Source organism: Flavobacterium aquatile LMG 4008 = ATCC 11947 (genome assembly GCF_000757385.1).
In the GTDB taxonomy this organism is placed as follows: domain Bacteria; phylum Bacteroidota; class Bacteroidia; order Flavobacteriales; family Flavobacteriaceae; genus Flavobacterium; species Flavobacterium aquatile.
The window spans coordinates 480,822-505,228 of sequence record NZ_JRHH01000003.1 but is presented as its reverse complement, the minus strand read 5'-3'; the positions used below and the strand labels follow the sequence as shown (position 1 = coordinate 505,228).

The window sequence follows — 24,407 nt, the reverse complement described above, 5'->3', positions numbered from 1 at the left end:
ATCAGGGTTAGCTAGTATTTGCATTGAATAGAGCTGCAAATTCATAAAAACTCATCTCTAACTTCAATTTACAAACAATACATTACAATAAATTACATTTTCTTACAAAAATCACACAATATTGGAATAATCTTTGCGTTATTAAAATAAAGACTTTAAAAAAATCTGTTTTCTAAAAAACTAGCTTATGTAACACCGATACTTAACAATTAAAACAAATAGATTATGTCAAACTTAAGTATCTTTGAAAAAAAGTGGATTGACCTTGTATTCGAGGGCAAAAACAAAGCTTACGGCGCTTACCAATTACGTCAAGAGAGCACAAAAACCACATTACTTGCCTTTATATCTGGCATTGCATTCATCACGGTAGTATTTGGAGTAGGATTATTTTTAAGTTCATTTGGAGCAAAACCTGTGGTTACCCCTAAAGAACCTACAGATGTAATTATCAAAGTAGATAATTATACAGAACCAAAAAGAGATGAACCTAAAACAGTTGAACCACCAGCAAGTAGCGCTCCAGATGTTGAAATTCCAACAAATAAAAACTATGTTGCAGCACCAACAGATCAATCGGAACCAGATGTTCCAACAAATGCAGATCTTCCAACAAACAATACTCCAACTGGAATTCCAGGTGGAACTGGCACAAATCCAGAACCAAGCAACGGCGGAGGAACAACTTTTGTCCCAGAAGTAAAACTTCCGGAAGGTCCAACAGTAACCGCTGCATTAGACGAACAACCAGAATTTCCAGGTGGAATTGATAGATTTAGAAAACAAGTGGGCGAAAAATTTGTAACTCCAGAACTTGATGAAGAACGAGTTGTAAGCGTAATAGTTTCATTTGTTATTGAAAAAGATGGAACAATGACCGACATAAAAGTATTGAAAAATCCGGGATATAATTTAGACAAAGAAGCCATTAGAGTTCTAAAATCGATTAACACAAAATGGAAACCTGGTAAAATAAAAGGCCAATTAATGAGAACCCAATATACTTTACCTATAAAAGTTCTTATGAATTAAAGATAATTCTTGATTAACTTATGCCATAAGTTGATAAATGTGACCTGTTTAGTTCTAAAAACTAAGCAGGTTTTTTTATTGCCTACAATTCAATTTTAAGAAAAATTTGTAATTCGTATTTTAAAAATCCTAATCCAACTTTATGTATCTTTGCAGTTCAAAAAAAGGCATGTATGGAAACGGCTACCGAAAATAATTTACCTGTAGGAAAACCAAAATGGTTGAAAGTAAAATTGCCAATTGGTCAAAAATATACTGAACTTCGCGGTCTTGTAGACAAATATAAATTGAATACCATTTGTACCTCAGGAAGTTGCCCAAATATGGGTGAATGTTGGGGTGAAGGAACGGCAACTTTTATGATTCTTGGAAACATTTGTACGAGATCATGTGGATTTTGTGGTGTAAAAACCGGTCGTCCAGAAAACGTAGATTGGGACGAACCAGAAAAAGTGGCGCGTTCTATAAAAATTATGAACATCAAGCATGCCGTTATTACAAGTGTTGACCGTGATGACTTAAAAGATATGGGTTCAATCATTTGGTTAGAAACCGTTGAAGCCATTAGAAGAATGAATCCAGAAACTACATTAGAAACACTAATTCCAGATTTTCAAGGAAACACAAGAAACATCGACCGAATTATTGAAGCCAATCCAGAAGTTGTTTCCCATAACATGGAAACTGTTCGTAGATTGACTCGTGAGGTTAGAATTCAGGCCAAATATGATAAAAGCTTAGAAGTTTTAAGATATTTGAAAGAAAAAGGAATTCGCAGAACTAAGTCGGGAATCATGCTAGGTTTGGGCGAAACCGAAGCAGAAGTTATTGAAACCATGCAAGATATCCGCAATCAAAATGTTGATATTATTACTATTGGTCAATATTTACAACCAAGTAAAAAACATTTGCCAGTAAAAGAATTCATCACTCCAGAACAATTTGAAAAATATGAAAAAATTGGTAAAGAAATGGGATTTCGTCATGTAGAAAGTGGCGCATTAGTTCGTTCTTCTTATCATGCTGCAAAGCATATTCTTTAAATAATTACAAAATTTGAAAACAAAAATAGCCATAAATGGATTTGGTCGAATTGGAAGAAATCTCTTTAGATTACTACTTAATCATCCAACAATAGAAGTTATTGCAATTAATGACATTGCCGATAATCAAACGATGGCGCACTTAATTAAGTACGATAGCATTCACGGTGTACTTCCCAATTTAGTATCATTTGATGAAAATCATATAATTATTGACGGAAAATCTTACATTTTTTATCACGAAAAAGAAATTTCAAATTTAAATTGGAATGGAATTGACATTGTTGTAGAATGCACCGGAAAATATAAATCATTTGAAGAAATAAACAAGCATATTCTTAATGGAGCCACAAAAGTAATTCTATCAGCGCCATCAGAAGTTCCTGAGATAAAGACGGTTGTTCTTGGAGTAAATGAACACATACTTGATGGGTCTGAAACTATTATTTCTAATGCAAGTTGTACCACAAATAATGCGGCACCAATGATGAAAGTCATTAACGATTTGTGTGGAATTCAACAAGCTTACATCACCACAGTTCACTCTTACACAACAGACCAAAGTCTTCACGACCAACCACATAAGGATTTACGTCGTGCTCGTGGCGCAAGTCAATCAATTGTACCAACTACAACTGGAGCGGCAAAAGCTTTAACCAAAATTTTTCCAGAAATGGATGGTAAAATTGGAGGTTGTGGAATTCGGGTTCCTGTTCCAGATGGCTCTTTAACTGATATTACCTTTAATGTATCACGTGAAGTTACTATTGAAGAAATTAATTTGGCGTTCTTAAAAGCTTCTCAAACAAATTTAAAAGGAATTCTTGATTATACAAATGATCCTATTGTATCTGTAGATGTAATTGGCAATAGAAATTCATGCTTATTTGATGCGCAACTTACCTCTGTAATCGATAAAATGGTAAAAGTTGTAGGTTGGTATGACAACGAAATAGGTTACTCGTCTAGAATTATTGATTTAATCAACTTAATATCAAAATAATTATCTAATTTAGACAATCAAAATCTGTCATTTACCCCAAATATGAGACATCATTTGTTGTTTCTTTTACTTATTCCAACACTTTTATTTTCTCAAAGAATTCCAATTGAGAAAGTAGATAGTGTAAGTCATTATATCGAATTAGTAAAATTTAACAAGAATATAAATAACTACAGAAATTGTCTCGATTACTCTCAAAAAGCATTGGACTATGCTAAAAAAACTAACAATCAAAAATCTATTGCAAATAGTTATTCTAATCTTGGAATTGTCTATTTAGAATTAAAAAAATATAATGATGCTATTGACGTATTAATTAAAAGCATTGCTATATATTCAACTTTACCACAATCTTCTGAACAAGCATTTGCCTATTACTCGCTTGGTGTGTGTTACATTCAGAAGAATAATATAAAAATGGCGGAAAAGAATTTTAATGTTGCATCAACTATTTACAAAAACATTAAAGTTTCTAATGCTGAAGAAATGCTCAATCTTCAGAAAGGGATTGTTCTAAAGGAAAAAGGTAGAATTGATTTAGCTATGCCACTATTTGAATCGGTGATCTCTAACTCTACTTCTGAAGAATCGGAAAAAACAAAATCAGAAGCACTTTACCAAATTGGTAGAATTGAACAAGATAAGAAAAGGTTTAACCTTGCAATTAATTATTTTAATCGTGCTTTAAAAATAGAAAGTATCGATATTGAGCAAAAGTCAAATATCATTTTAGCCTTGAGCGAATCTTATGAAAAATCTATGAATTTAGTAAAATCACATGATTTATTAAAGCAACATTTGAAACTAAGGGATAGTATCAATTCACAAAATAATAAGAAAATAGGTTTAGAAGATTTTGCTTCATTTAAAGAATCTGAAAAGTTAAAATTAATTGAACAAATTGATAAAGAGAACAAAACGCAAGAAAAAGCAAATATTTTCGCTAAACTTATAAGTATTTTAGCAATTGCATTGATCTCAATTTTATCACTTTTGAGTTTATCTTTATACAAGAATAATATTCTAAGAACACAATCAAACACCTTATTAAAAGAAAAAAATAGAGAGCTTGAAATTGCTAAAGAAAACGCAGAAAAAGCTTCAAAAGCAAGAGCAGAATTCTTATCCACAGTAAGCCATGAACTGCGAACACCTCTTAATGCAATAAATGGAATTACACATTTATTGATAGAAGAAAAGCCTAAGGCTAGTCAAATAAACTATTTGAATTCATTGAAATTTTCGGGAAATTACCTGCTGACCTTTATTAATGATATTTTAGAAATTAATCGAATAGAATCTGAAAATGTACCTGTAGAAAGTATCAATTGTGATTTAAAAGTACAGCTTTTAAATATTCAAAATTCTTTTAAAGAAATTGCTCAAGAAAATAACAACAACTTTATTTTGGATATCGACGAAACTATTCCTAATAATCTTATATGCGATCCAACAAAGTTGTCTCAAATTTTTATAAATTTAGTTAACAATTCACTTAAATTTACTAAAAATGGTTATGTAAACTTATCCGCAAAATTGGTTGCAAGTGAGGGTAAAAAAGTTCAAATACACTTTAAAGTATCCGATAACGGAATTGGAATTCCAGATGATAAACAATTAGAAATTTTTGATAGTTTTTCTCAGGGCTCAATAGAAATTAATAGAAAATATGGAGGAACCGGTTTAGGTCTGTCTATTGTAAAACGACTTATAGAATTACTTGGAGGAGTAATAGAACTTAATAGTAAAGTAGGCTTAGGAACTACATTCTCATTCACTTTACCTTTTGAAGTAGGTGAAAAAAGCGCGCTCTTTAAACCAGAAAAAATATTCGATAAAACACTTGTTGTAAATAAAAAGATTCTGTTAGTTGAAGACAATAAAATCAATCAAATGATAACTAAAAAGATGCTTGAGAACAAAGGGATGTCTTGTCATATAGTTGATAATGGTGAGCAATCTGTAGAATTAATGAAAGAAGAACATGAATTTGATTTAATCTTAATGGATGTTCATCTACCAGGAATTAATGGTACAATTGCCACACAAAAAATCAGAGAGTTCAATCAAAAAACACCAATAATAGCATTAACTGCAATCTCACTTAATGAAAATAGAGAAATGTTACTTTCTTATGGAATGACTGATGTAATTACCAAACCATTTGAGCCTGATAATTTCTATTCTATAATTGCCGATAACTTAAAATCTTTATAGAATTTAGTAGTTTAGTATTAATTCTTTAATTAAAATTCGAACGTCTGGTTCTGCTTTTTGTGCGGCTTTTAAAACTTCAGAGTGATTTACGTCTTCAATGTTTTCTTCATCACCCATATCAGTAATTACTGATAGTCCAAAAGTTTCAAGATCCATATGTCTTGCCACAATAACTTCAGGAACAGTAGACATTCCAACACAATCGGCACCAATATTTTTAACCATTTTGTATTCAGCCAATGTTTCAAATGTTGGTCCTTGCAATCCTAAATAAATTCCGTCGTGTACTTCTATATTTAACGAGCCTGCAATTTCTCTTACTTTGGTAATCATATTTTTACTGTAGGGTTCACTCATATTTACAAATCTTGGTCCAAAACGTTCGTCGTTTTTTCCTCTCAGCGGATGTTCTGGCATCATATTGATATGATCTTTAATCAATACTATAGATCCAACTTTATAATTTGTATTAACACCACCAGAAGCATTAGAAACAATTAGTTTTGAAACACCGAGATATTTCATAACTCGAACTGGAAAAGTAACTTCTTTCATAGTATAACCTTCATAATAATGAAAACGACCTTGCATAGCAACAACTTTTTTAGAACCAATTGTACCAAAAACTAAAGCACCTTTATGACCTTGCACAGTAGAAACAGGAAAATTTGGAATTTCTGAATAGGGCAAACTATATTCAATATCAATATCATCTGTAAAATTGCCTAATCCTGAACCTAAAATTACACCATACTCAGGATAATAATTTGTTTTATCTTTTATAAAACTAACGGTTTCTTGAACTTCTTCCCACATAATTGTGACTATATTAATTATTATATTTCTATTCAAATTTAGCTATAAATAATCATCTACAATAAAATAAACGAAATAAAAAAAACCGTCTGAATTAACAGACGGTTTTAGTATTTATTAATTACTTAAAAATTATTCTTTGACAACTTTTATAGTTTTAACTTGGCTGTCTGAAGTAACTTTTACTAAATAAGTTCCAGTTGGAAGATTAGACATATCAACTTGAGCTTGATTAGCATCCATTGTTACTGTTTTAACTTCTTGTCCTAAAATATTTATAACTTGAACTTTATTGATACTTTGTGAGTATGATAAATTCAATACATCATTAACAGGATTTGGATAGAATGTAAAGCTTGATGAATCAAATGCTTCATTTCCTAATGACGCATCATAAGCAGAAACTGCAAATGTATCACCAGTTCCACCACCATATCTCCAAACATTAACATATAATGTTGCACCAGGTGTTTGACCTGTTAACGAAATTAATGACATAGCACCATTAAGAGAATCATCATCATCACATTCTACTAAAGTTAATGAAGCACAAGAGCCACTGTATACAGCTAAACCTGAATCTGTTAAAACACTAGTTCCGTTCACATTTGTCTCTAAAGTAACACTTCCTGAAGCAGGCACTACAACAGAATACCAAACATCACCACCTTGAAATGAAGCACAACCAGGTGCTGGCGGAGTTGAATCTGTAGCCCCAAACGTTGTGCCAACAACTGCATTGTTAGCAAATACACCACCAACTGTTAAAGCTACAGCTGTAGAACAATCATCATTTGCAGGAGGACATACATATGTAAATGTACCTAAAGGAAGATTACATGTAGCATCTGATCCATGAAGTAAGGTTAATACAACTGATGAACCACTTGCGAAAGGTCCAACATTTATAATTCCAGTTGCGGTAATTGGCCAAGTTGTAGTTCCATCAGAAACTGCTGGCGTACCACTTCCTAAAGAAGTAACATCGATAGCAATTGAATACTGAGAAGTAGCACAATTTGGTGTTATAGTAGATGTAGCTACAGCTGCAGGAGTACAGCTTGGAACTACAATATTAACTGAAAAATCTAATGTAACACCCCAAGAACCAGAATAACAAGGATTAGGCGTAAATTGACCTCCGTCTGCAGTACCAATTCTCATTTTATAAACACCTATTGGAGCCGTTGCAGGCATTACAAACGAAGCATCTAAAGTTGTAGGATTAATATTTGTTGATGTAATTCCAGTTTGAACTAATTCACCTGCATCTTCAAAATCATAATCATTATTGAAATCTATCCAAATGTTCGTATCGTAAGTAAATCCTGTTTCAAATGTAATTTGAACATTGTTATTAAGTCCTTGATTCATTGTTACAGTTGTTGCTGAATGATCAAAGTATGAAATAGGAGTAGTTGGGAAATTTGTCGTTCCAATTTGAACGTTTGATATTCCATCTCCATCAAAAGATGTTGGAACAGAAGTACAATAACAACCTGTTGCTGAAGTTGTAAATGATTGCTCTACACATCCTACAGCATCTCCAATAGCATTAAATGGCACAACTTTGTAATAATACGTAGCATTTATTGCACCTGTGTAAGAATAATTTAATGCTGTTAAAGCTTGAGCATTTAAAATATCTGTTCCTCCTGGAGTAGTTCCAATACTTAGTTTATAACCATCTGAACCTGATGTTGCATCCCATGAAATTACTGTTGGAAAATTTCCACAACCAGCGCTAATTGTTGCAATAACATTACTTGCACATGCAGGAGCTGTTGCTGGAACTGTTTGAACAATAAAATCATCAACGAAGAAATCATAATCTGGTCCGTCTGAGACGCTACCAGCAGTTCCATAAAATGCGAATTTTACAGAATTTGTATTCACTGTAGGAACATTAAATATCGCTGTTGAACCTGCATTTGGTGGCGTATTTGTAGCACTGTACGTTTCTAAGGTAGTCCAAGTTGTACCACCATCAGTAGACATCATGAAATAAACAAAATCATCTGCTCCCATAACTCCAGGCGCATTTATTGGATTTGTTGAGAAAAACTGAGTAGTACCAACATTATATTTCACTTGATAACCTCCTGCTGATAAATCAAATACAGGTGAAACCAACCAACCTTTAGGGAAATTACTATATAAATTAATTACAGCTGCGTTATTTCCAGAACCATTTAAATAATTTCTACTAAACCAACTTCCTGTGTTTTCATTACCAGTTGGTCCTGTTGTAACATCTCCATCATTAAATTTACTCCAACAACTTGGGACAAATGTTGAAAAATTCTCTAAATAATATGGTACAAAAGAAGCACAAGGAGTAGTAAAAGCTGAAGTTAATGTCCAAACACTTTTTGAAGTAGATGAACATACAGATCTTACCCAAATATAGTAATCACTTACAGGTGTTAATGTAGTTAAACTTAAAGTCGTAACTCCAGCAGCAACTGTACCTGTAGCAACAGTAGCATCCGTTGGGGCAGTATTAGATGTAGATAAAAAGTATTCATATCCATCAGCAGGAGCAGGAGTTGGAGCAACCCATTCAACTGACGCTGATGTACCAAGTACATTACTTACTGAAACATTTGTTGGCTCAGTACAAGTTGGAATTAATTCCCATCTAACATCGTCTATGTAAATACCTGCAGTTTCTCCTGGAGCTGTTACATTTCTAAATACTAACCTTTGAACTCCAGATGGCAAAGCTCCTGGCACTAAAACAAACTGAGCCGCTGAACCAACTTGATTTGATGGCATTAAAAACTCATCCAAATATTGATAAGTTGCTACATCATTAGGATCTGTTAAATATCCAACTTGAATAACTCTATCTGCAACTGTACAAAAAGCTGTAAATCTTAATCTATGGGTATTAGCTTGTAAATTTGAAACCAATGGCATGCTGGCAAAAGTTTCAATTGAATCATCACTATCAGAAAACATATAAAGATAATTCGGTGCACTCATAGGAATATTACTGCCCGTTTGTAAATATACATTTGAAGTACTTCCTCCTTTACTCCAGCAAATTGGCAGCGGACCACCAAATGAGGCAGTAGTTGTATCAAAACTTTCATAAAATTCAGTAACTGGCAAACAAACTGTTGCAAAAGAAAAAGGACCAGCCCATAAACTATCTTCTGTAGCGCAATTTGCTCTTACATAAAATTGATGAACAGTACCAGATGCTAAACCTGTAAGTGAATAGTTGGCAGCAGTTACATCTGTTACAATTGTACCAGAACCTAATGTAAATCCTGTTACTCCATATTGAATATCCCAAGCAGTTTCTGTTCCTACTGGAACCCAAGTTACATTTGCACCTGTTGTTGTTAAAGTATTTGCTCCCAAAGTAATTGGAGCAGGACAATCTGCTAAAAATTGAACTGTAGTATTATGACAAATACTTCCTCCAGCACAAGTTGCATCATTTGAAACGTGAAGCCTTACTGTTGTTGCTGTAATTGCATTAACAACTAATGGCGACATTCCATGAGTTATTGAAACATTACTTTCATTTGTAATTGAAACATACCTCGGCGAACCATCAGAATTTAAAGCAGCTGTAAAAATATAATTTTCTCCAACAACAAGACCATTAATAGTATTGTATTCAGTAGAATAAGTACAAGTTCCAATCTGTTGAACAGTTCCAGAATTATCGGAAGTCACTGTTAAATAGGCTGTCGAATTGATACACTGTCCGTAGGACAAACTCGATAAAAGTATGGAAAAGAGCAACAAGATGCTTTTACCAAAAAAATGTTTAGTAGTTTTTTTCATATTATAAATTTAGTTATTTGTTGCTGTAAATCTAATCAATGAATTTCTATTATACAAATCATTAACATAATTTATGTTAATTAATAACTAAACAATCCTATTTTTTGTGTTAAAATCTAATGAAATATTCAATAACCAAACTATTAAAAGTTTGCTCATCTGTCAAAATAGTACTATTTATGGGTAAATAATAAAGATTATTCAAATTTTGAGTTTTTAATCTTACATAGTCTTTTTCTGTTGTAATAATAATTTTTCCATTAGATTTCTCCCTAATAGTGTTTATATCATTTTCAGAAAAATCATGATGATCAGAAAAAATCATAACGGTATCATTTTCTCTTCTAATAAAATTAAAAAATGGCTCGGGTTTTGCAATTCCCGCAATTATCAATTTGTCTTTATCAATAATTTCGCTTATTTCTAATGTTTCCTTTTCACCATAAACATTGTTGTCATAATCTATAAAACTGAAAAATATTGGAACCTCAAATTTAATTTTAGCTTTAATTCTTTCTTGTTCACTAATAGAAAGATCCTTCGGACATTTAGTAATTACAATTATATCGGCTCGTTTTGCTCCACTTCTACTTTCTCGAAGATTTCCTGTTGGTAGCATAAAATCATCATAGAATATATCGTCGTAGGCAGACAACATAATATATAATCCAGCTTTTACTTTTCTGTGCTGAAAAGCATCATCAAGCAAAATGACATCTGGTTTGTCATCAAGTTTAATTAGATTTTCAATTCCGTTTTTTCTATCTGCATCAACTGCCACCTTTATACTGGGAAATTTTTGATGCATTTGAAACGGTTCATCTCCAAGATTTTCGGCTGTTGAATTTATATCGGCTAGAACATAACCTTTAGACTTTCGTTTATATCCTCGACTTAATGTCGCAATTTTATAATTTGGCAAAAGCAAACGAATTAAATATTCAATTTGTGGCGTTTTACCCGTTCCGCCTACGCTAAGATTTCCAACCGCAATAATTGGAATGTCAAATGAATAGGACTTCAAAATTCCTTTATCATAAAGAAAATTTCTAATGCTTGTAATCCATCCGTATAAAATCGCAAAAGGAAAAAGTAAATACCTTAAAATAATCATAGTACGAAAGTAACATTTTTTTATCTTTGAAATGAAATAATTTTTTAAATGAAAATAAAACAAATTCTCACAATCCTAGAAGAAATGGCTCCTTTGGCGTATGCTGAAGATTTTGACAACGTAGGATTATTAGTTGGAAATCAAGATAATGAAGCAACAGGCGTTTTAGTTTGTCATGATGCTCTAGAAAATGTAATCGATGAAGCAATTGCCAAAAATTGTAATTTAGTAGTGTGCTTCCATCCTATTTTATTTTCAGGATTAAAGAAAATAACAGGAAAAAACTATGTAGAACGAGCTGTAATTAAAGCAATTAAAAATGATATTGCAATTTATGCTGTTCACACTGCATTAGATAATCATAAGGATGGTGTTAACAAAATTTTCTGTGATGCATTAGGATTAAAAAATACCAAAGTATTAGTACCGAAGCAGAATTTTATCCAAAAACTTATTACCTACACCGTACCAGAAAACGCAGATAAAGTTAGAAATGCATTGTTTGAAGTTGGAGCTGGAACCATCGGAAATTATGACAATTGTAGTTTTAATTCTGTTGGGTTTTCAACTTATCAAGGAAATGAAAATAGTAATCCAGTCATTGGAACAAAAGGTGAGTTAACGCAAACGAATGAAATCAAAATCGAAGTCACCTTTGAAAAATATTTACAGTCTAAAATTTTAAAAGCATTGTTCTCTAATCATGTTTATGAAGAAGTTGCTTACGAGATTTATGAATTACAAAATCAACATCAAAATATTGGTTTAGGAATGATTGGCTCGCTAGAAACTCCAATGTCTGAAACTGAATTCCTTACCTTTGTTAAAGACAAAATGCAATGCGGAGGTATTCGACATAGTGCTTTTTTAAACAAGAAAATCAGCAAAGTCGCGGTTTTAGGAGGTTCCGGAAGCTATGCTATCAGAAATGCTATTCAAGCTGGAGCCGATGTGTTTTTAACTGCCGATTTGAAATATCATAACTTTTATGAATCTGAAAATCAAATACTTATATCCGATATTGGTCACTTTGAAAGCGAAAGATATACAAAAAATTATATTGTTGATTTTCTTAAAGAAAAAATTACTAATTTTGCAATCGTTTTATCAGAAGAAAATACAAATCCAGTTAAGTACTTATAAAATATGGCTACTACAAAAGAATTGAGCGTTGAAGAAAAATTAAGAGCGCTTTTCGATTTACAAATTATCGATACCAGAATTGACGAAATTAGAAACGTAAGAGGTGAATTGCCTTTAGAAGTTGAAGATCTTGAAGATGAAGTAGCTGGTTTGACTACTCGTTTAGAAAAATTACAAAGCGATTTAGTGACTATTGAAGATAGCATTAAATCTAAAAAAGCAGCTATCGAAAACCATCAAGCAGCTATAAAAAAATATACAGAACAACAAAAAGACGTTCGTAACAACAGAGAATTCAACTCTTTAACTAAAGAAGTAGAGTTTCAAGAACTTGAAATTCAACTTGCTGAAAAGCAAATTAAAGAAATGAAAGCTTCTATTGAGCACAAAAAAGAAGTTGTAGCTAACTCTAAAGAAAGATTAGAACAAAAATCAACTCACTTAAAACATAAAAAAGCTGAATTGAGCGATATCATGTCAGAAACTCAAAAAGAAGAAACATTCTTGACTGAGAAATCTGCAGAATATGAAGCACAAATCGAAGATCGATTAATTGCGGCTTACAAAAGAATTCGCACAAGTGTAAGAAACGGTTTAGCAGTTGTTTCTATTGAACGTGGCGCTTCTGCTGGTTCATTCTTTACAATTCCACCACAAATTCAAGTTGAAATTGCTTCAAGAAAGAAAATCATTACCGATGAGCACTCTGGAAGAATTTTAGTTGATGCAGCTTTGGCAGATGAAGAAAGAGAAAAAATGGAAAAAATATTCGCAAAAATGTAATATCAAAAATCCCGAAATTATCGGGATTTTTTTATGCCTTTTTTAAAAACAATCAATCAAAAATTACTTAATTTTCCATCAAATTAAAATAAAATTGAAAAAAGTAGTTACTACAATCACAGCTAAGACAATTGGTTTATACATCAACATCTTAAGTTATGTCGCTCCCAACAAATCATTTGCGTTAGCATACAAATTATTTAGCGAACCAAGAAAAGGTAGAATTAAAACCGATAAAATTCCGAAAACGCTTCAAAAAGCAAATCACGAAACTCATACTTTTAACGAACATCAATTTCAAACCTACACATGGCAAGGAAATGATGATGTAATTTTATTAGTTCACGGTTGGGAAAGCAATGCTTCACGCTGGAAAAAACTTCTTAGTCATCTTAACAAAACTGGTAAAACCATAATCGCAATCGACGGTCCAGCTCACGGATTAAGCAGCGGAAAAGAATTTAACGTACCTACTTACGCTCAATTTATCGATAAAATTGTGCAGCAATATAACCCAATAGTTGCCATCGGTCATTCACTTGGCGGAAATGCAATTGCTTATTTTCAAGCACATTACAAACACAATTTCGAGAAAATAATTCTACTTGGCGCACCATCCGATTTTAGCGTTATTCTAAAAAATTACATTAAAATGTTAAGTTTAAATCAACGTGTAAACAAGGCATTGATTGATTATACAAAAAAACGTTTTAACCTAACAATTGATGAATTTTCAGCTTCAAAATATCTGAAAGAAACGACAATTCCGGGACTAATTGCTCATGATGTTGAAGATACCGTAGTATTATTTGAAGAAGGAAAAAAAATAGCCAAGTCCTGGAAAACTGCCCAATTTATTGAAACAAAAGGATTGGGTCACAGCATGCACGACAATTATCTTTACCAAACCATTGTACAATTTATAGAAGCGTAATCGCTCGGGCTTTATCTACAAACCTTATTCCTGCTTTCATTCCAAAATCCCGATAAAAATCGGGAGTTTTTCCTTTCAATCAGGGCTATTTAGCCATTCATTTTTCCTTTTGGTTTCATTTAAAAAAACAACTATAGTTTTTAAATACAAATTAGTACTTTTGCATCATGGAAGACAATCTCACTCGTATCAATAAATTTTTATCAGAAACTGGTTTTTGCTCACGTCGCGAAGCCGACAAACTTATTGAGCAAGGACGTGTTACTATAAACGGTAACGTTCCAGAAATGGGGACAAAAATTAGCCCAAATGACGAAGTACGCGTTGACGGAAAACTAGTGAGAGAAAACACCCAAAAACGTGTGTATCTTGCCTTCAATAAACCAGTTGGAATAGAATGCACCACAAATCTTGATGTACGTGACAACATTGTAGATTACATCAATTATCCAGAACGTATTTTTCCAATTGGACGATTAGATAAAGCCAGTGAAGGATTAATTTTTATGACCAATGACGGCGATATTGTAAACAAAATTCTACGAGCAAGAAACAATCACGAAAAAGAATACATAGTAACCGTAAACCGACCAATAACCGATCGATTTATAGAAAGAATGGCTAATGGAATTCCAATTTTAGATACCGTTACAAGAAAATGTAAGGTAGAACAAATTAGCAAAAATGTCTTCAGAATTATCTTAACGCAAGGTCTAAACAGACAAATTCGTAGGATGTGTGAATTTCTTGACTATGAAGTTACTGCCTTGAAAAGAACAAGAATTATCAACATCACACTCGATGTTCCTGTTGGTAGATATAGAGAATTAACTAACGACGAAATCACGCAATTAAACCAATTAATTGAACCTTCCAGTAAAACCGAAGAAGCGAGTTTGCCAAAACCAATTAAGTCAGACAATTCTAAATTTTATAGCAATTCTAAACCAAGAATTTCACGAAATAACAACAATCAAAACTAAATTACAAATCCACTTTTTCAAAAAGATTGAGTTTGTCAATTTGCAAAAGCGTTTTATTTTCATCGGTGCTTTTGGTAAACATCGGTAAAAATTTAGCACCATAAATCACTTCATCAAAAGTATACGAAGTACGTTTTACAACCGTTGAACTGTACATATCATCAAAGACTTTTACGTAGACAATTATCTCACCAATAGTATTTTTAAAATCCGCTTCACTTAGTTGATATAAAGGACTTTTCTCTGTTATTGGATGCACCAAAGTCCAACTCAAAGTTAAAGCATTTACCTTATCAAATTCCAAATCCAATTGATAGAATTTGTTTACCAATTTTCCGCCTTCTTCCACATGAATTCCCAATGTCATTCGAGCTTCGGCATCACTCAAATTGGTGTTTTTGTATGGAGATAATCGTAACATCAAAGCCGTTCCACCTTGAAATGGAGCAATCACTGCATTTTCAGAAAACAACAAATGCGCGTTGGGTTTACTAAATCTACCATAAAATAAACCTGTTGCAATGGCAAAACTCAGTAACCCAAACAAGGCTTCAACCGATGCCACAAAACTAGTAAGAAAGCCACTCGGACTAATATGTCCATAACCAACAGTAGTGTATGTTTGAATACTAAAAAAGAAAGTTTGACCAAATCTATCAACTGCATTATCTGCTACAATTCCGTTTAGATGTTCCGAACCAATTAGATAATAAATTGAGGCAAAAACAAGGTTTACAAGAAAATAAAATGACAAAATAATAATGAAAAATTTCCATCTCGGAATAGTCAACATGGTATGATACCAACTGATACTTTCAATAAAACTAACTCCAGTTTTTCGTACATTAGCATTACCCGATTTAGTTACAAAACGACCACCATAACTTGATGAATTCGTTCCGAAACCGGTATCTTTTATTGCTTTCGCCTTTGAATTTATATTTTTTAGAAACGCCATTAAATCGTAGTGTTTAGAGTTTCAAAAATACCATTTTTTTTAAATAAGTTGCCTTTTATTTAAAGATTTACAGAATTGTAATTGTGTAAATTTAACTACATTTGGTTTCAGAAAGAAAAACAAAAGAGAATGGATACCAAAAAAGATTTAAAATTAGCTGTTTTAATAGATGCAGATAACGTGCCATATGCCAATGTCAAGGAAATGTTTGAAGAAATTGCAAAATACGGTACGCCAACTTTTAAACGTATTTACGCCGATTGGACTAAACCAACCGTTTCTGGATGGAAAAATGTTTTATTAGAAAATGCCATCACACCTATTCAACAATACAGTTATTCTACAGGAAAAAATGCGAGTGATAGCGCACTAATCATTGATGCAATGGATATTTTATATACCGGAAAAGTAGATGGATTTTGCATAGTTTCGAGCGATTCTGATTTTACTAGATTAGCTACTCGACTTCGCGAAGCTGGAATGAAAGTGATCGGAATTGGTGAAAAGAAAACGCTAACACCATTTATAACGGCTTGTGATAAATTCATATACATTGAAATTTTGAAGAAACATGATGTAGAGCAACCGTCAGATGTTAATTCGAAACCAAACAAAAATAATAAAGTTCAAAATAGCAATCCGATAAGTAAAATTGATCCAAAAATAATCAAATTATTTTCTGATAGTATTGAAGATTTGGAAGACGAAAACGGTTGGGCATTCTTGGGCGATTTAGGAAACTTAATGCTAAAAAAGAAACCCGATTTCGATTCCAGAAACTACGGATTTTCTAAAATGTTATCGTTTATAGAAAGTATGAACCGATTTGAAATTGACAAACGTGACAGCGGAAAAAACAATATTAAGCACATTTACGTGAGAAGAAAATAAAGTCAAAAATTGATATTAAGTAATAATCAAACTGAAGTTATTATGAAAAACTATTTAATTTTATTCTTTGCGCTTTTTACATTTCTAAGTCATTCTCAAAGTAAAGAAGATACTTCTATTTTTGAAAAAATTTCGAAAGAAATGAAAGACTTTAAGATAGATACAACATCAGTTCCGCAAGATAAACTCTCTAGAAAAATTGAATATTTGAGAAAGATTCGTGGTGGATTTAACATCAACGAAGCCATAGAATACAAAATCGCTGAAGAACGCAGCAAGGAAAATGCACCAAAGGAAGAATTAGATAAAATGGAAGCCTTTTTCAAATCTGGAAACGGAAAAAAATGGTTAGATAATGCCACCATTTGGATTTACAGAAATGAATTCAGCTTGAGAGAAATCAACCAACTTATAAAATTTTACAAGTCTTCTGCTGGACAAAAAATGGCTGATAAACTTCCGATTTTAATGATAAAATCAGTAAAAGCTTCAGAAGAAATTACTGAAATATACAAACAACAATTAAAAAAATAATAAATAGAAGAAATAAAAAATGTATTGATTGCTATCGTTTTATAGAAATCAATACATTTTTATTTAAAATAGTTATTACAACTTATTGATGTAACTACTGTACAAATCTTTAAATTGATAACCTACTTCTACTCTATCTTTACTAAGTTTATCAAATTCTACTAAACCCCAAAGTATAAATTCTTTCAAGAAATACTTATCTTCGAAAGGATATTCGGGTTGGTATTTTTGAATTAAATCTTCCAATGGTTTGATGGCATCCAACTGATTTTTGTATTCTTCATCAGAAGCATCATCAAGCAATTCAAATCCAGTTTCTGCAAAAAACCATTCTAATATTTTAGCATAAGGACTTGCATCAGCATCGCGTTCCAACTTTTCAATTTTAGGAAAAAATGCTGGAAAAAAGGTTTTAATGGCATCGCTTATTAAATATTGCGCAACGACAGCAGCACCTTCTTGTTCGCCTTCATAAACCAATTCCACTTTACCAGTAATGGCTGGAATAATTCCCATAAAATCAGACAATCTAACTGAAGTTTTGTCATTTCCAGAAAGTAAAGCTCTTCTTTCGGCTGTACTCAATAAATTCTCATAAGCAGTAATACTCATTCTAGCACTCACTCCACTTTTAGCATCAATATATTCACTTTCACGAGCTTCAAAACTAATTTGTTCCAATAAATCTTTCGCTAATGATGGAACGTGAACAGAATCTGATTGTTTACTATCTAACTTTGCTTCTTGATGTGTAATCGTTCTTGCGATAGCAACCGTTTCTGGGTAATGTGTCAAAATTTGCGAACCAATTCTATCTTTTAATGGCGTTACAATACTTCCGCGATTGGTATAATCTTCAGGATTGGCAGTGAAAACAAATTGCATATCTAAAGCCATTCGAACCTTAAAACCACGAATCTGAATATCACCTTCTTGCAAAATATTAAATAAAGCTACTTGAATTCTAGCTTGTAAATCGGGTAATTCATTGATGACAAAGATGCAACGATTCGCTCTCGGAATCATTCCAAAGTGAATTACTCGATCGTCGGCATACGAAAGTTTTAAATTGGCCGCTTTTATCGGATCGACATCGCCAATTAAATCAGCAACTGTTACATCTGGCGTAGCTAACTTTTCTGAAAAACGCTCGTTTCTGTGAATCCATTTTATTGGAGTGGCATCGCCTTTTTCGGCAATTAAATCTTTTGCAAATCTCGAAATTGGATTTAAAGGATCATCATTAATTTCTGAACCATCCACAATGGGCATGTATTCGTCTAATAATTCAATCATTTTTCTTGCCAAACGCGTTTTCGCTTGACCACGCAATCCTAGTAAATTGATATTATGGCGTGATAAAATGGCACGTTCTAATTCGGGAATTACCGTATTTTCAAATCCGTGAACACCTTCAAAAACAGGTTTTCCCGATTTTATTTTGATTCTTAAATTATCCCGTAATTCGTCCTTAATACTTCTAGAAACGTATCCTGATTGTTTTAATTCGCCTAATGTTTTTATATCTTTCATAGTAGCTCTATATTCTTTTTCTTGCTTCTTTATTCTATTCTCTTATTTAATCTTCTTCTTTCTATTCGTTTCATAATCTTCAAAAATCATTTCACCCAAACCTTTCAATCCGGTGTAAAACGCTTTTCCTTGATTGGCTTCGGTAAATCGATTTACGAATTTCTGCAAATAAGGATCATTCGCAATCATAAATGTCGTTATTGGAATATGTAATTTTCTTGCTTGTGCCGCTTGATTGTAACATTGTTCAACGATGTATTCGTCAAGACCATTTGAATTCATATAATAAGTTCCATCTTTTTCACGAACACAACTTGGTTTTCCATCGGTAATCATGAAAATTTGCTTGTTGGTATTTCGTTTTCTACGCAAAATATCCATTGCCAATTGTAATCCAGCAACTGTATTAGTATGATATGGTCCAACATTTAAATACGGTAAATCTTTAATTGAAATGGACCATGCATCATTCCCGAAAACCAAAATATCAATGGTATCTTTTGGATAACGAGTTGTGATTAATTCAGCCAAAGCCATGGCTACTTTCTTAGCAGGAGTAATTCGATCTTCGCCGTACAAAATCATACTGTGACTGATATCAATCATCAAAACGGTACTCATTTGTGCTTTGAATTGTGCATCTTCAACCACCAAATCATTCTCGGTTAGCTGAAATTCGCCAACGCCATTATTGATTTGAGCATTCTTCAAACTTTCCGTCAACGAGATATTTTCTAAACCATCACCAAAATGATATTCTCGAAATTCACCAGTTTTTTCATCACCGTTTCCAGAATATTTTGTTTTATGATTTCCTGTTCCCGATTTTTTAAGATTTCCAAAAATTTGATCTAATGCCGCTTGACGTATGGCACGTTCGGTTTTGGCAGTGATTCCAGTTCCCGAAGTTCCGTCGGGTTTTATTTCTTCACGGATGTATCCTTTTTTCTTTAAATCTTCAATGAAATCATCGATAGTGTAATTGGCGTCGGTTAGTTTGTATTCAACATCCAATTGTCTTAGCCAATCTATTGCCTCGTCAAAATCGCCTGAAGTATGGGTGATTAACTCCTTGAAAATCTCAAAAAGTTTATCAAATGGCGAAAGATTGGGCGCTTCGTAGTTCTTGAATAAAAATCCTTTTTTAACGTTCTTTTCCATAGCATATAAAATTACTATTTAAACTTTAAAACCGAACAAAACGAATACTAATTTTGAGTTAAAGTAACTCCGCTATTTTAGATATTTGTCACCAATCACTTTTCGAATAGAAACAAATCCAATTTTATCAAGGTCAATTTCACTGCGTTTTATCCAAACCAATTCCTCAATTTCGTCTTTGGCATTAACCGAAATTGCATCTTCTTCAAGGTTGCATTCGTAGAAAATATCCATCGTTCTGTAGGGCACATTTTTGTACAAATAATTATTTGGTGCCGTTGTGATGTACTTCAAATTATCTGCTAAAATAGCTAAACCTAATTCTTCTTTAATTTCTCGACAAGTAGCTTCTTCGGCAGTTTCATTTGGGTCTATAAATCCGCCTGGCAAATCTAATTTTCCTTTATCAGGATCGACATTTCTTACTGTGAAAAGAATTTTATCTTCAAATGTAAAAATTACCGCGACAGCCGCAGCAATGTTATGATACAACACAAAATCGCAGTCGTAGCAATGCAATTTGAAATTATTTACATACGACACATTTTGCGAACTACAATTGGGACAAAATTTAAAAAAAGAGGTGTTATCAGATTCCATTTTGACATGATTTATTTTGTAAAAATAGTTATAAATAGTAGAAATTAGCCTGAAATTATAGTCAAATCATCCGATATATTTTAGTAGTTTTACCATCTTAAAATAAAATTATGCACGTAGATTATATTCTTGATCAAGAGTTTAAAGACCAAACATTTGATGATTCCAATACCAAATTTAAAGAATTTGAAAATTGTGTTTTTTACAATTGCGACTTTAGAACGTGTACTTTTCAAACGGTAACTTTCATTGATTGCAACTTTTTTGATTGTAATTTTCAAGACACAAAAATTAATTATGTTTCATTACGTGGCGTGTTTTTTACAAAGTGTAATTTCACCAATGTAAATTTTGCCATGACCGATCAAGTTATTTATGAATTTCATTTTAAAGATTGCTTGCTGGACTATGCGAAATTCTATGCTTTAAAACTCAAAAAAATGCAGTTTATCAATTGTAGTATGATTTCGGTAGATTTCATGGCAAGTGATTTAACCGAAGTTTTATTTGATAATTGCAATCTACGAAAAGCAGTATTTATTGACACTATTGCCAACAAAACCGATTTTTACACCAGTTATGATTACTCCATTGATCCAGATAAAAACAAACTTAAGAAAGCTATATTTTCGCAAGATGGATTAAAAGGTCTTTTGGAAAAATATGATATTGTGGTGAAGCACTAAGTAAAAAGTTGTAATCACTATTTTTTAACAATTTTCACTCAATTTGATAATATACTTTGCCAAAATAGAACTTACTTAATTCGTATTTTAGTGAAAATTAAATCTTATGGAAATAAATTGGTATATAGTTGGAAGTGTTATTATAATTGCTCTTGCCTTAGTCGCTTTTTTAATAAAACGAAATTTAAAAGACGAAAAAAATTATGAAAAATATTTAAAAAAGAACGATAAATCGATTCCGTTAAAAGACGAAATAGATTCGGAAGAATTGTAATAAAAAAATCCCGAGTATTACACTCGGGATTTTCTATATAAAATAATTTCTATCTAATTAAGAAAGCGCTTTTTGAACTTGATCTGCAGCTTCTTGAAATTGTACAGCAGATAAAATTGGCATACCAGAATTATCAATTAATTCTTTAGCAATCTCAGCATTTGTACCTTGTAATCTCACAATGATTGGCACTTTTATAGCATCACCCATATTTTTGTAAGCATCAACAACACCTTGAGCAACACGGTCGCAACGAACGATTCCACCAAAAATGTTAATCAAAATAGCTTTTACGTTTGGATCTTTCAAGATAATTCTAAAAGCCAACTCCACACGTTTTGCATCTGCAGTTCCACCAACGTCTAAGAAGTTAGCTGGTTCGAAACCTGCATATTTAATCAAATCCATCGTTGCCATTGCAAGTCCAGCACCATTAACCATACATCCAACAGTTCCATCAAGATCCACATAATTTAAACCTGCAGCTTTCGCTTCCACTTCAATTGGATTTTCTTCACGAACGTCTCTGTATTCTGCTAATGCAGCGTGACGGTATAAAGCATTATCATCAAGATTTACTTTAGCATCAACAGCAATAATTTTATTATCAGAAGTTTTTAAAACTGGATTAATTTCGAACATCGAAGCATCTGATCCAACATAAGCTTTGTATAATGCATCAATAAACTGAACCATTTCTTTGAAAGCATTTCCAGAAAGACCTAAATTAAAAGCAATTCTTCTAGCTTGAAAACCTTGTAAACCAACATTTGGATCAATTTCTTCGTTGAAAATTAAATGTGGTGTGTGCTCAGCAACTTCTTCAATATCCATTCCACCTTCAGTAGAATAAACAATCATGTTTTTTGCAGTCGCTCTATTCAATAAAACCGACATATAAAACTCACTTGTTTCACTTTCACCAGGATAATAAACATCCTCAGCAACTAAAACTTTGTGTACTTTTTTACCTTCAGCACTAGTTTGCGGAGTAATTAATTGCATTCCAATAATTTGCTCAGCCAATTCCTCAACTTGTTGCAAATTCTTAGCAAGCTTAACGCCACCACCTTTTCCTCTTCCACCTGCGTGAACTTGAGCTTTAATAACGTGCCATCCAGTTCCTGTTTCAGCAGTCAATTGTTTTGCAGCAGCAACCGCTTCTTGCGGATTGTTTGCCACATAACCACGTTGAATTTTTACACCATAACTGGCTAATATTTCTTTTCCTTGATATTCGTGTATGTCCATAATAAAAGTTTGTCGATTTTAAAGTGTCACAAAAGTAATTAATTTCAACGAAACCAAAAAGAAATGTATATCAATTTAGTAACTTTATTTATTAAAAGTTTTAAGCATGGGTTTTAAAAATTAGGAGCGAATCGCTTGGGCATTTTTTGCAATCCATTTTCCTGCTGTTGCAAGTCGCTTCACGATAAAAATCGGGAGAGCTCCAACAATTGCAACATCAGGGCTAAAAAATTATCGATAGTACATAAAAGTCAAAAAATAATTGACAAATTCGTAGAAATGTTAAACGCTTTGCAAAACCTTTTTACATCTACTATATTTGCAAATCATTCAATAATAAAAGTTTAAAAAATAATTAAACTTTAATCACTAAAAATTTTAAAAATGCAACCTAAAGAATTACTAGCTCTTGCCGAGGAATTTGGCAATCCGCTGTACGTTTATGACGCAGCAACTATCGAGAATCAGTACAATCGTTTGACTTCGGCTTTTTCCAAGGTGGAAAAGTTACGCGTAAATTATGCAATGAAGGCTTTATCAAACATTTCGATCTTGAAGTTGTTGAAGAACTTGGGTTCAGGATTAGATACTGTTTCTATTCAAGAAGTACAACTTGGTTTACACGCTGGTTTTTCTCCAGAAAAAATCATTTTCACACCAAATGGAGTTTCATTTGAAGAAATTGAAGAAGTAGCAAAATTAGGTGTTCAAATCAATATTGACAATCTTTCTATCTTAGAACATTTTGGAGCGAAACATCCAACAGTTCCAGTTTGTATCCGTATAAATCCACACGTTATGGCTGGTGGAAATGCTAATATTTCTGTTGGTCATATTGATAGTAAATTCGGGATTTCTGTACATCAATTGCCTCATATTTTGCGTATTGTAGAAAATACAAAAATGCATATAAATGGAATTCACATGCACACTGGTTCTGATATTTTAGATATTGAAGTGTTTTTGTATGCTGCTGAAATTTTATTTGACGCTGCTAAAAACTTTAAAGATTTAGACTTTTTAGACTTTGGATCAGGATTTAAAGTTCCTTACAAAAAAGACGATATCGAAACCAACATTGAAGAATTAGGAAAAAAATTATCAAAAAGATTTTTAGCTTTCGAAAAAGAATACGGACGCGAATTGACATTAGCTTTCGAACCAGGAAAGTTTTTGGTAAGTCAAGCTGGATATTTCTTAGCCAAAGTGAATGTTGTAAAACAAACCACTTCAACCGTTTTCGCCGGAATCGATTCGGGTTTCAACCATTTAATTCGTCCTATGCTTTATGGTTCACAACATACTATTGAAAACATTTCTAATCCAAAAGGGAAAGAGCGTTTTTACACCGTTGTAGGTTACATCTGTGAAACCGATACGTTTGCCAACAACAGAAGAATTTCTGAAATAAAAGAAGGCGATATTTTGAGTTTTAAAAATGCTGGAGCGTATTGTTTCTCAATGGCTTCCAACTACAATTCACGTTTTAAACCAGCAGAAGTATTGTGGAAAGATGGAAAAGGCCACTTAATAAGTAAAAGAGAAACCTTTGAAGATTTAATTAAAAATCAGATATTGGTTGAAGTATAAATTGATGACAATTATAAATAAAAAATCCACTAACATAATTAGTGGATTTTTTTTGTT

At 32.5% G+C, this 24,407-nt stretch carries 21 protein-coding genes; 13 read left to right on the top strand and 8 right to left on the bottom strand.

Features of this window, described 5'->3' with window-relative positions:
• Window positions 1-225 precede the first annotated feature (225 nt).
• The 4 genes from LG45_RS08210 (at window position 226) to LG45_RS08195 (ending at window position 5,295) form a co-directional block, all read left to right on the top strand.
• Window positions 226-1,032, top strand: a complete 807-nt coding sequence (locus tag LG45_RS08210) for an energy transducer TonB (RefSeq protein WP_035126033.1) — start codon at window positions 226-228, stop codon at window positions 1,030-1,032.
• A gap of 173 nt (window positions 1,033-1,205) precedes the next feature.
• The gene (lipA, locus tag LG45_RS08205; RefSeq protein WP_035126032.1) at window positions 1,206-2,075 is read left to right on the top strand and encodes a lipoyl synthase; all 870 of its coding nucleotides are present in this window, start codon (window positions 1,206-1,208) and stop codon (window positions 2,073-2,075) included.
• Between the two features lie 13 nt (window positions 2,076-2,088).
• On the top strand, window positions 2,089-3,078 hold the full coding sequence (gene gap, locus LG45_RS08200) for a type I glyceraldehyde-3-phosphate dehydrogenase (protein WP_035126030.1): 990 nt from the start codon (window positions 2,089-2,091) through the stop codon (window positions 3,076-3,078).
• Between the two features lie 42 nt (window positions 3,079-3,120).
• Window positions 3,121-5,295, top strand: coding sequence for a tetratricopeptide repeat-containing hybrid sensor histidine kinase/response regulator (locus LG45_RS08195; RefSeq protein WP_035126029.1), 2,175 nt, complete (start codon window positions 3,121-3,123; stop codon window positions 5,293-5,295).
• Window positions 5,296-5,298: 3 nt separating this feature from the next.
• On the opposite strand, the gene LG45_RS08190 is transcribed toward LG45_RS08195, so the two are convergent.
• From LG45_RS08190 to lpxK, 3 genes are all read right to left on the bottom strand, one after another.
• Complete coding sequence (locus LG45_RS08190) at window positions 5,299-6,111, bottom strand: purine-nucleoside phosphorylase (protein WP_035126027.1); 813 nt, start codon at window positions 6,109-6,111, stop codon at window positions 5,299-5,301.
• 132 nt (window positions 6,112-6,243) lie between these two features.
• Window positions 6,244-9,915, bottom strand: coding sequence for a T9SS type A sorting domain-containing protein (locus LG45_RS08185; RefSeq protein WP_035126025.1), 3,672 nt, complete (start codon window positions 9,913-9,915; stop codon window positions 6,244-6,246).
• A gap of 109 nt (window positions 9,916-10,024) precedes the next feature.
• Complete coding sequence (lpxK, locus tag LG45_RS08180) at window positions 10,025-11,029, bottom strand: tetraacyldisaccharide 4'-kinase (RefSeq protein ID WP_035126023.1); 1,005 nt, start codon at window positions 11,027-11,029, stop codon at window positions 10,025-10,027.
• Between the two features lie 48 nt (window positions 11,030-11,077).
• On the opposite strand from lpxK, the gene LG45_RS08175 reads away from it, so the two are divergent.
• From LG45_RS08175 to rluF, 4 genes are all read left to right on the top strand, one after another.
• A complete protein-coding gene (locus LG45_RS08175) occupies window positions 11,078-12,172 on the top strand; it encodes a Nif3-like dinuclear metal center hexameric protein (protein WP_035126021.1) in 1,095 nt (364 codons plus the stop codon).
• A 3-nt stretch (window positions 12,173-12,175) separates the two neighbouring features.
• Window positions 12,176-12,955: a zinc ribbon domain-containing protein gene (locus LG45_RS08170; RefSeq protein ID WP_035126019.1), complete on the top strand. Its 780-nt coding sequence runs from the start codon at window positions 12,176-12,178 to the stop codon at window positions 12,953-12,955.
• Between the two features lie 94 nt (window positions 12,956-13,049).
• On the top strand, window positions 13,050-13,889 hold the full coding sequence (locus LG45_RS08165) for an alpha/beta hydrolase (RefSeq protein ID WP_089046915.1): 840 nt from the start codon (window positions 13,050-13,052) through the stop codon (window positions 13,887-13,889).
• Window positions 13,890-14,056: 167 nt separating this feature from the next.
• Entirely contained in the window at window positions 14,057-14,872 is an 816-nt protein-coding gene (gene rluF / locus LG45_RS08160; RefSeq protein WP_035126016.1) for a 23S rRNA pseudouridine(2604) synthase RluF, read from the top strand.
• Between the two features lies 1 nt (window position 14,873).
• Here rluF and LG45_RS08155 read toward each other — a convergent pair whose 3' ends face one another.
• Window positions 14,874-15,830 (bottom strand): ion channel, encoded by a 957-nt coding sequence (locus tag LG45_RS08155; protein WP_035126015.1) that lies wholly within the window; start codon window positions 15,828-15,830, stop codon window positions 14,874-14,876.
• Window positions 15,831-15,959: 129 nt separating this feature from the next.
• On the opposite strand from LG45_RS08155, the gene LG45_RS08150 reads away from it, so the two are divergent.
• A complete protein-coding gene (locus tag LG45_RS08150) occupies window positions 15,960-16,721 on the top strand; it encodes an NYN domain-containing protein (RefSeq protein WP_035126013.1) in 762 nt (253 codons plus the stop codon).
• Window positions 16,722-16,763: 42 nt separating this feature from the next.
• The gene (locus tag LG45_RS08145) at window positions 16,764-17,255 is read left to right on the top strand and encodes a DUF2059 domain-containing protein (protein ID WP_131494646.1); all 492 of its coding nucleotides are present in this window, start codon (window positions 16,764-16,766) and stop codon (window positions 17,253-17,255) included.
• Window positions 17,256-17,330: 75 nt separating this feature from the next.
• On the opposite strand, the gene LG45_RS08140 is transcribed toward LG45_RS08145, so the two are convergent.
• The 3 genes from LG45_RS08140 to LG45_RS08130 form a co-directional block, all read right to left on the bottom strand.
• On the bottom strand, window positions 17,331-18,788 hold the full coding sequence (locus LG45_RS08140; protein ID WP_035126011.1) for a hypothetical protein: 1,458 nt from the start codon (window positions 18,786-18,788) through the stop codon (window positions 17,331-17,333).
• Between the two features lie 42 nt (window positions 18,789-18,830).
• Window positions 18,831-19,949 (bottom strand): vWA domain-containing protein, encoded by a 1,119-nt coding sequence (locus LG45_RS08135; RefSeq protein WP_035126005.1) that lies wholly within the window; start codon window positions 19,947-19,949, stop codon window positions 18,831-18,833.
• Window positions 19,950-20,021: 72 nt separating this feature from the next.
• Complete coding sequence (locus tag LG45_RS08130; RefSeq protein WP_035126003.1) at window positions 20,022-20,549, bottom strand: NUDIX hydrolase; 528 nt, start codon at window positions 20,547-20,549, stop codon at window positions 20,022-20,024.
• Window positions 20,550-20,659: 110 nt separating this feature from the next.
• Between LG45_RS08130 and LG45_RS08125 the strand changes: the two genes are divergently transcribed.
• Together LG45_RS08125 and LG45_RS16465 are read left to right on the top strand one after the other, a co-directional pair.
• A complete protein-coding gene (locus LG45_RS08125) occupies window positions 20,660-21,235 on the top strand; it encodes a pentapeptide repeat-containing protein (protein WP_035126002.1) in 576 nt (191 codons plus the stop codon).
• Window positions 21,236-21,341: 106 nt separating this feature from the next.
• On the top strand, window positions 21,342-21,509 hold the full coding sequence (locus tag LG45_RS16465) for a hypothetical protein (RefSeq protein ID WP_165570799.1): 168 nt from the start codon (window positions 21,342-21,344) through the stop codon (window positions 21,507-21,509).
• Window positions 21,510-21,566: 57 nt separating this feature from the next.
• On the opposite strand, the gene sucC is transcribed toward LG45_RS16465, so the two are convergent.
• Complete coding sequence (gene sucC / locus LG45_RS08120) at window positions 21,567-22,760, bottom strand: ADP-forming succinate--CoA ligase subunit beta (RefSeq protein ID WP_035126000.1); 1,194 nt, start codon at window positions 22,758-22,760, stop codon at window positions 21,567-21,569.
• A gap of 384 nt (window positions 22,761-23,144) precedes the next feature.
• Between sucC and lysA the strand changes: the two genes are divergently transcribed.
• Window positions 23,145-24,350, top strand: a complete 1,206-nt coding sequence (gene lysA / locus LG45_RS08115) for a diaminopimelate decarboxylase (protein WP_035125998.1) — start codon at window positions 23,145-23,147, stop codon at window positions 24,348-24,350.
• The last annotated feature ends 57 nt before the right edge of the window (window positions 24,351-24,407 follow it).

What these genes read in the sequence shown, in the direction of transcription:
- sucC (WP_035126000.1), bottom strand. Translation starts at nt 22,760, where the DNA reads ATGGACATACACGAATATCAAGGAAAAGAAATATTAGCCAGTTATGGT.
- LG45_RS08130 (WP_035126003.1), bottom strand. Translation starts at nt 20,549, where the DNA reads ATGGAATCTGATAACACCTCTTTTTTTAAATTTTGTCCCAATTGTAGT.
- LG45_RS08210 (WP_035126033.1), top strand. Translation starts at nt 226, where the DNA reads ATGTCAAACTTAAGTATCTTTGAAAAAAAGTGGATTGACCTTGTATTC.
- LG45_RS08175 (WP_035126021.1), top strand. Translation starts at nt 11,078, where the DNA reads ATGAAAATAAAACAAATTCTCACAATCCTAGAAGAAATGGCTCCTTTG.
- LG45_RS08190 (WP_035126027.1), bottom strand. Translation starts at nt 6,111, where the DNA reads ATGTGGGAAGAAGTTCAAGAAACCGTTAGTTTTATAAAAGATAAAACA.
- lpxK (WP_035126023.1), bottom strand. Translation starts at nt 11,029, where the DNA reads ATGATTATTTTAAGGTATTTACTTTTTCCTTTTGCGATTTTATACGGA.
- LG45_RS08155 (WP_035126015.1), bottom strand. Translation starts at nt 15,830, where the DNA reads ATGGCGTTTCTAAAAAATATAAATTCAAAGGCGAAAGCAATAAAAGAT.
- LG45_RS16465 (WP_165570799.1), top strand. Translation starts at nt 21,342, where the DNA reads ATGGAAATAAATTGGTATATAGTTGGAAGTGTTATTATAATTGCTCTT.
- LG45_RS08185 (WP_035126025.1), bottom strand. Translation starts at nt 9,915, where the DNA reads ATGAAAAAAACTACTAAACATTTTTTTGGTAAAAGCATCTTGTTGCTC.
- LG45_RS08195 (WP_035126029.1), top strand. Translation starts at nt 3,121, where the DNA reads ATGAGACATCATTTGTTGTTTCTTTTACTTATTCCAACACTTTTATTT.
- LG45_RS08150 (WP_035126013.1), top strand. Translation starts at nt 15,960, where the DNA reads ATGGATACCAAAAAAGATTTAAAATTAGCTGTTTTAATAGATGCAGAT.
- LG45_RS08140 (WP_035126011.1), bottom strand. Translation starts at nt 18,788, where the DNA reads ATGAAAGATATAAAAACATTAGGCGAATTAAAACAATCAGGATACGTT.
- lysA (WP_035125998.1), top strand. Translation starts at nt 23,145, where the DNA reads ATGCAACCTAAAGAATTACTAGCTCTTGCCGAGGAATTTGGCAATCCG.
- rluF (WP_035126016.1), top strand. Translation starts at nt 14,057, where the DNA reads ATGGAAGACAATCTCACTCGTATCAATAAATTTTTATCAGAAACTGGT.
- LG45_RS08145 (WP_131494646.1), top strand. Translation starts at nt 16,764, where the DNA reads ATGAAAAACTATTTAATTTTATTCTTTGCGCTTTTTACATTTCTAAGT.
- LG45_RS08170 (WP_035126019.1), top strand. Translation starts at nt 12,176, where the DNA reads ATGGCTACTACAAAAGAATTGAGCGTTGAAGAAAAATTAAGAGCGCTT.
- LG45_RS08125 (WP_035126002.1), top strand. Translation starts at nt 20,660, where the DNA reads ATGCACGTAGATTATATTCTTGATCAAGAGTTTAAAGACCAAACATTT.
- lipA (WP_035126032.1), top strand. Translation starts at nt 1,206, where the DNA reads ATGGAAACGGCTACCGAAAATAATTTACCTGTAGGAAAACCAAAATGG.
- LG45_RS08135 (WP_035126005.1), bottom strand. Translation starts at nt 19,949, where the DNA reads ATGGAAAAGAACGTTAAAAAAGGATTTTTATTCAAGAACTACGAAGCG.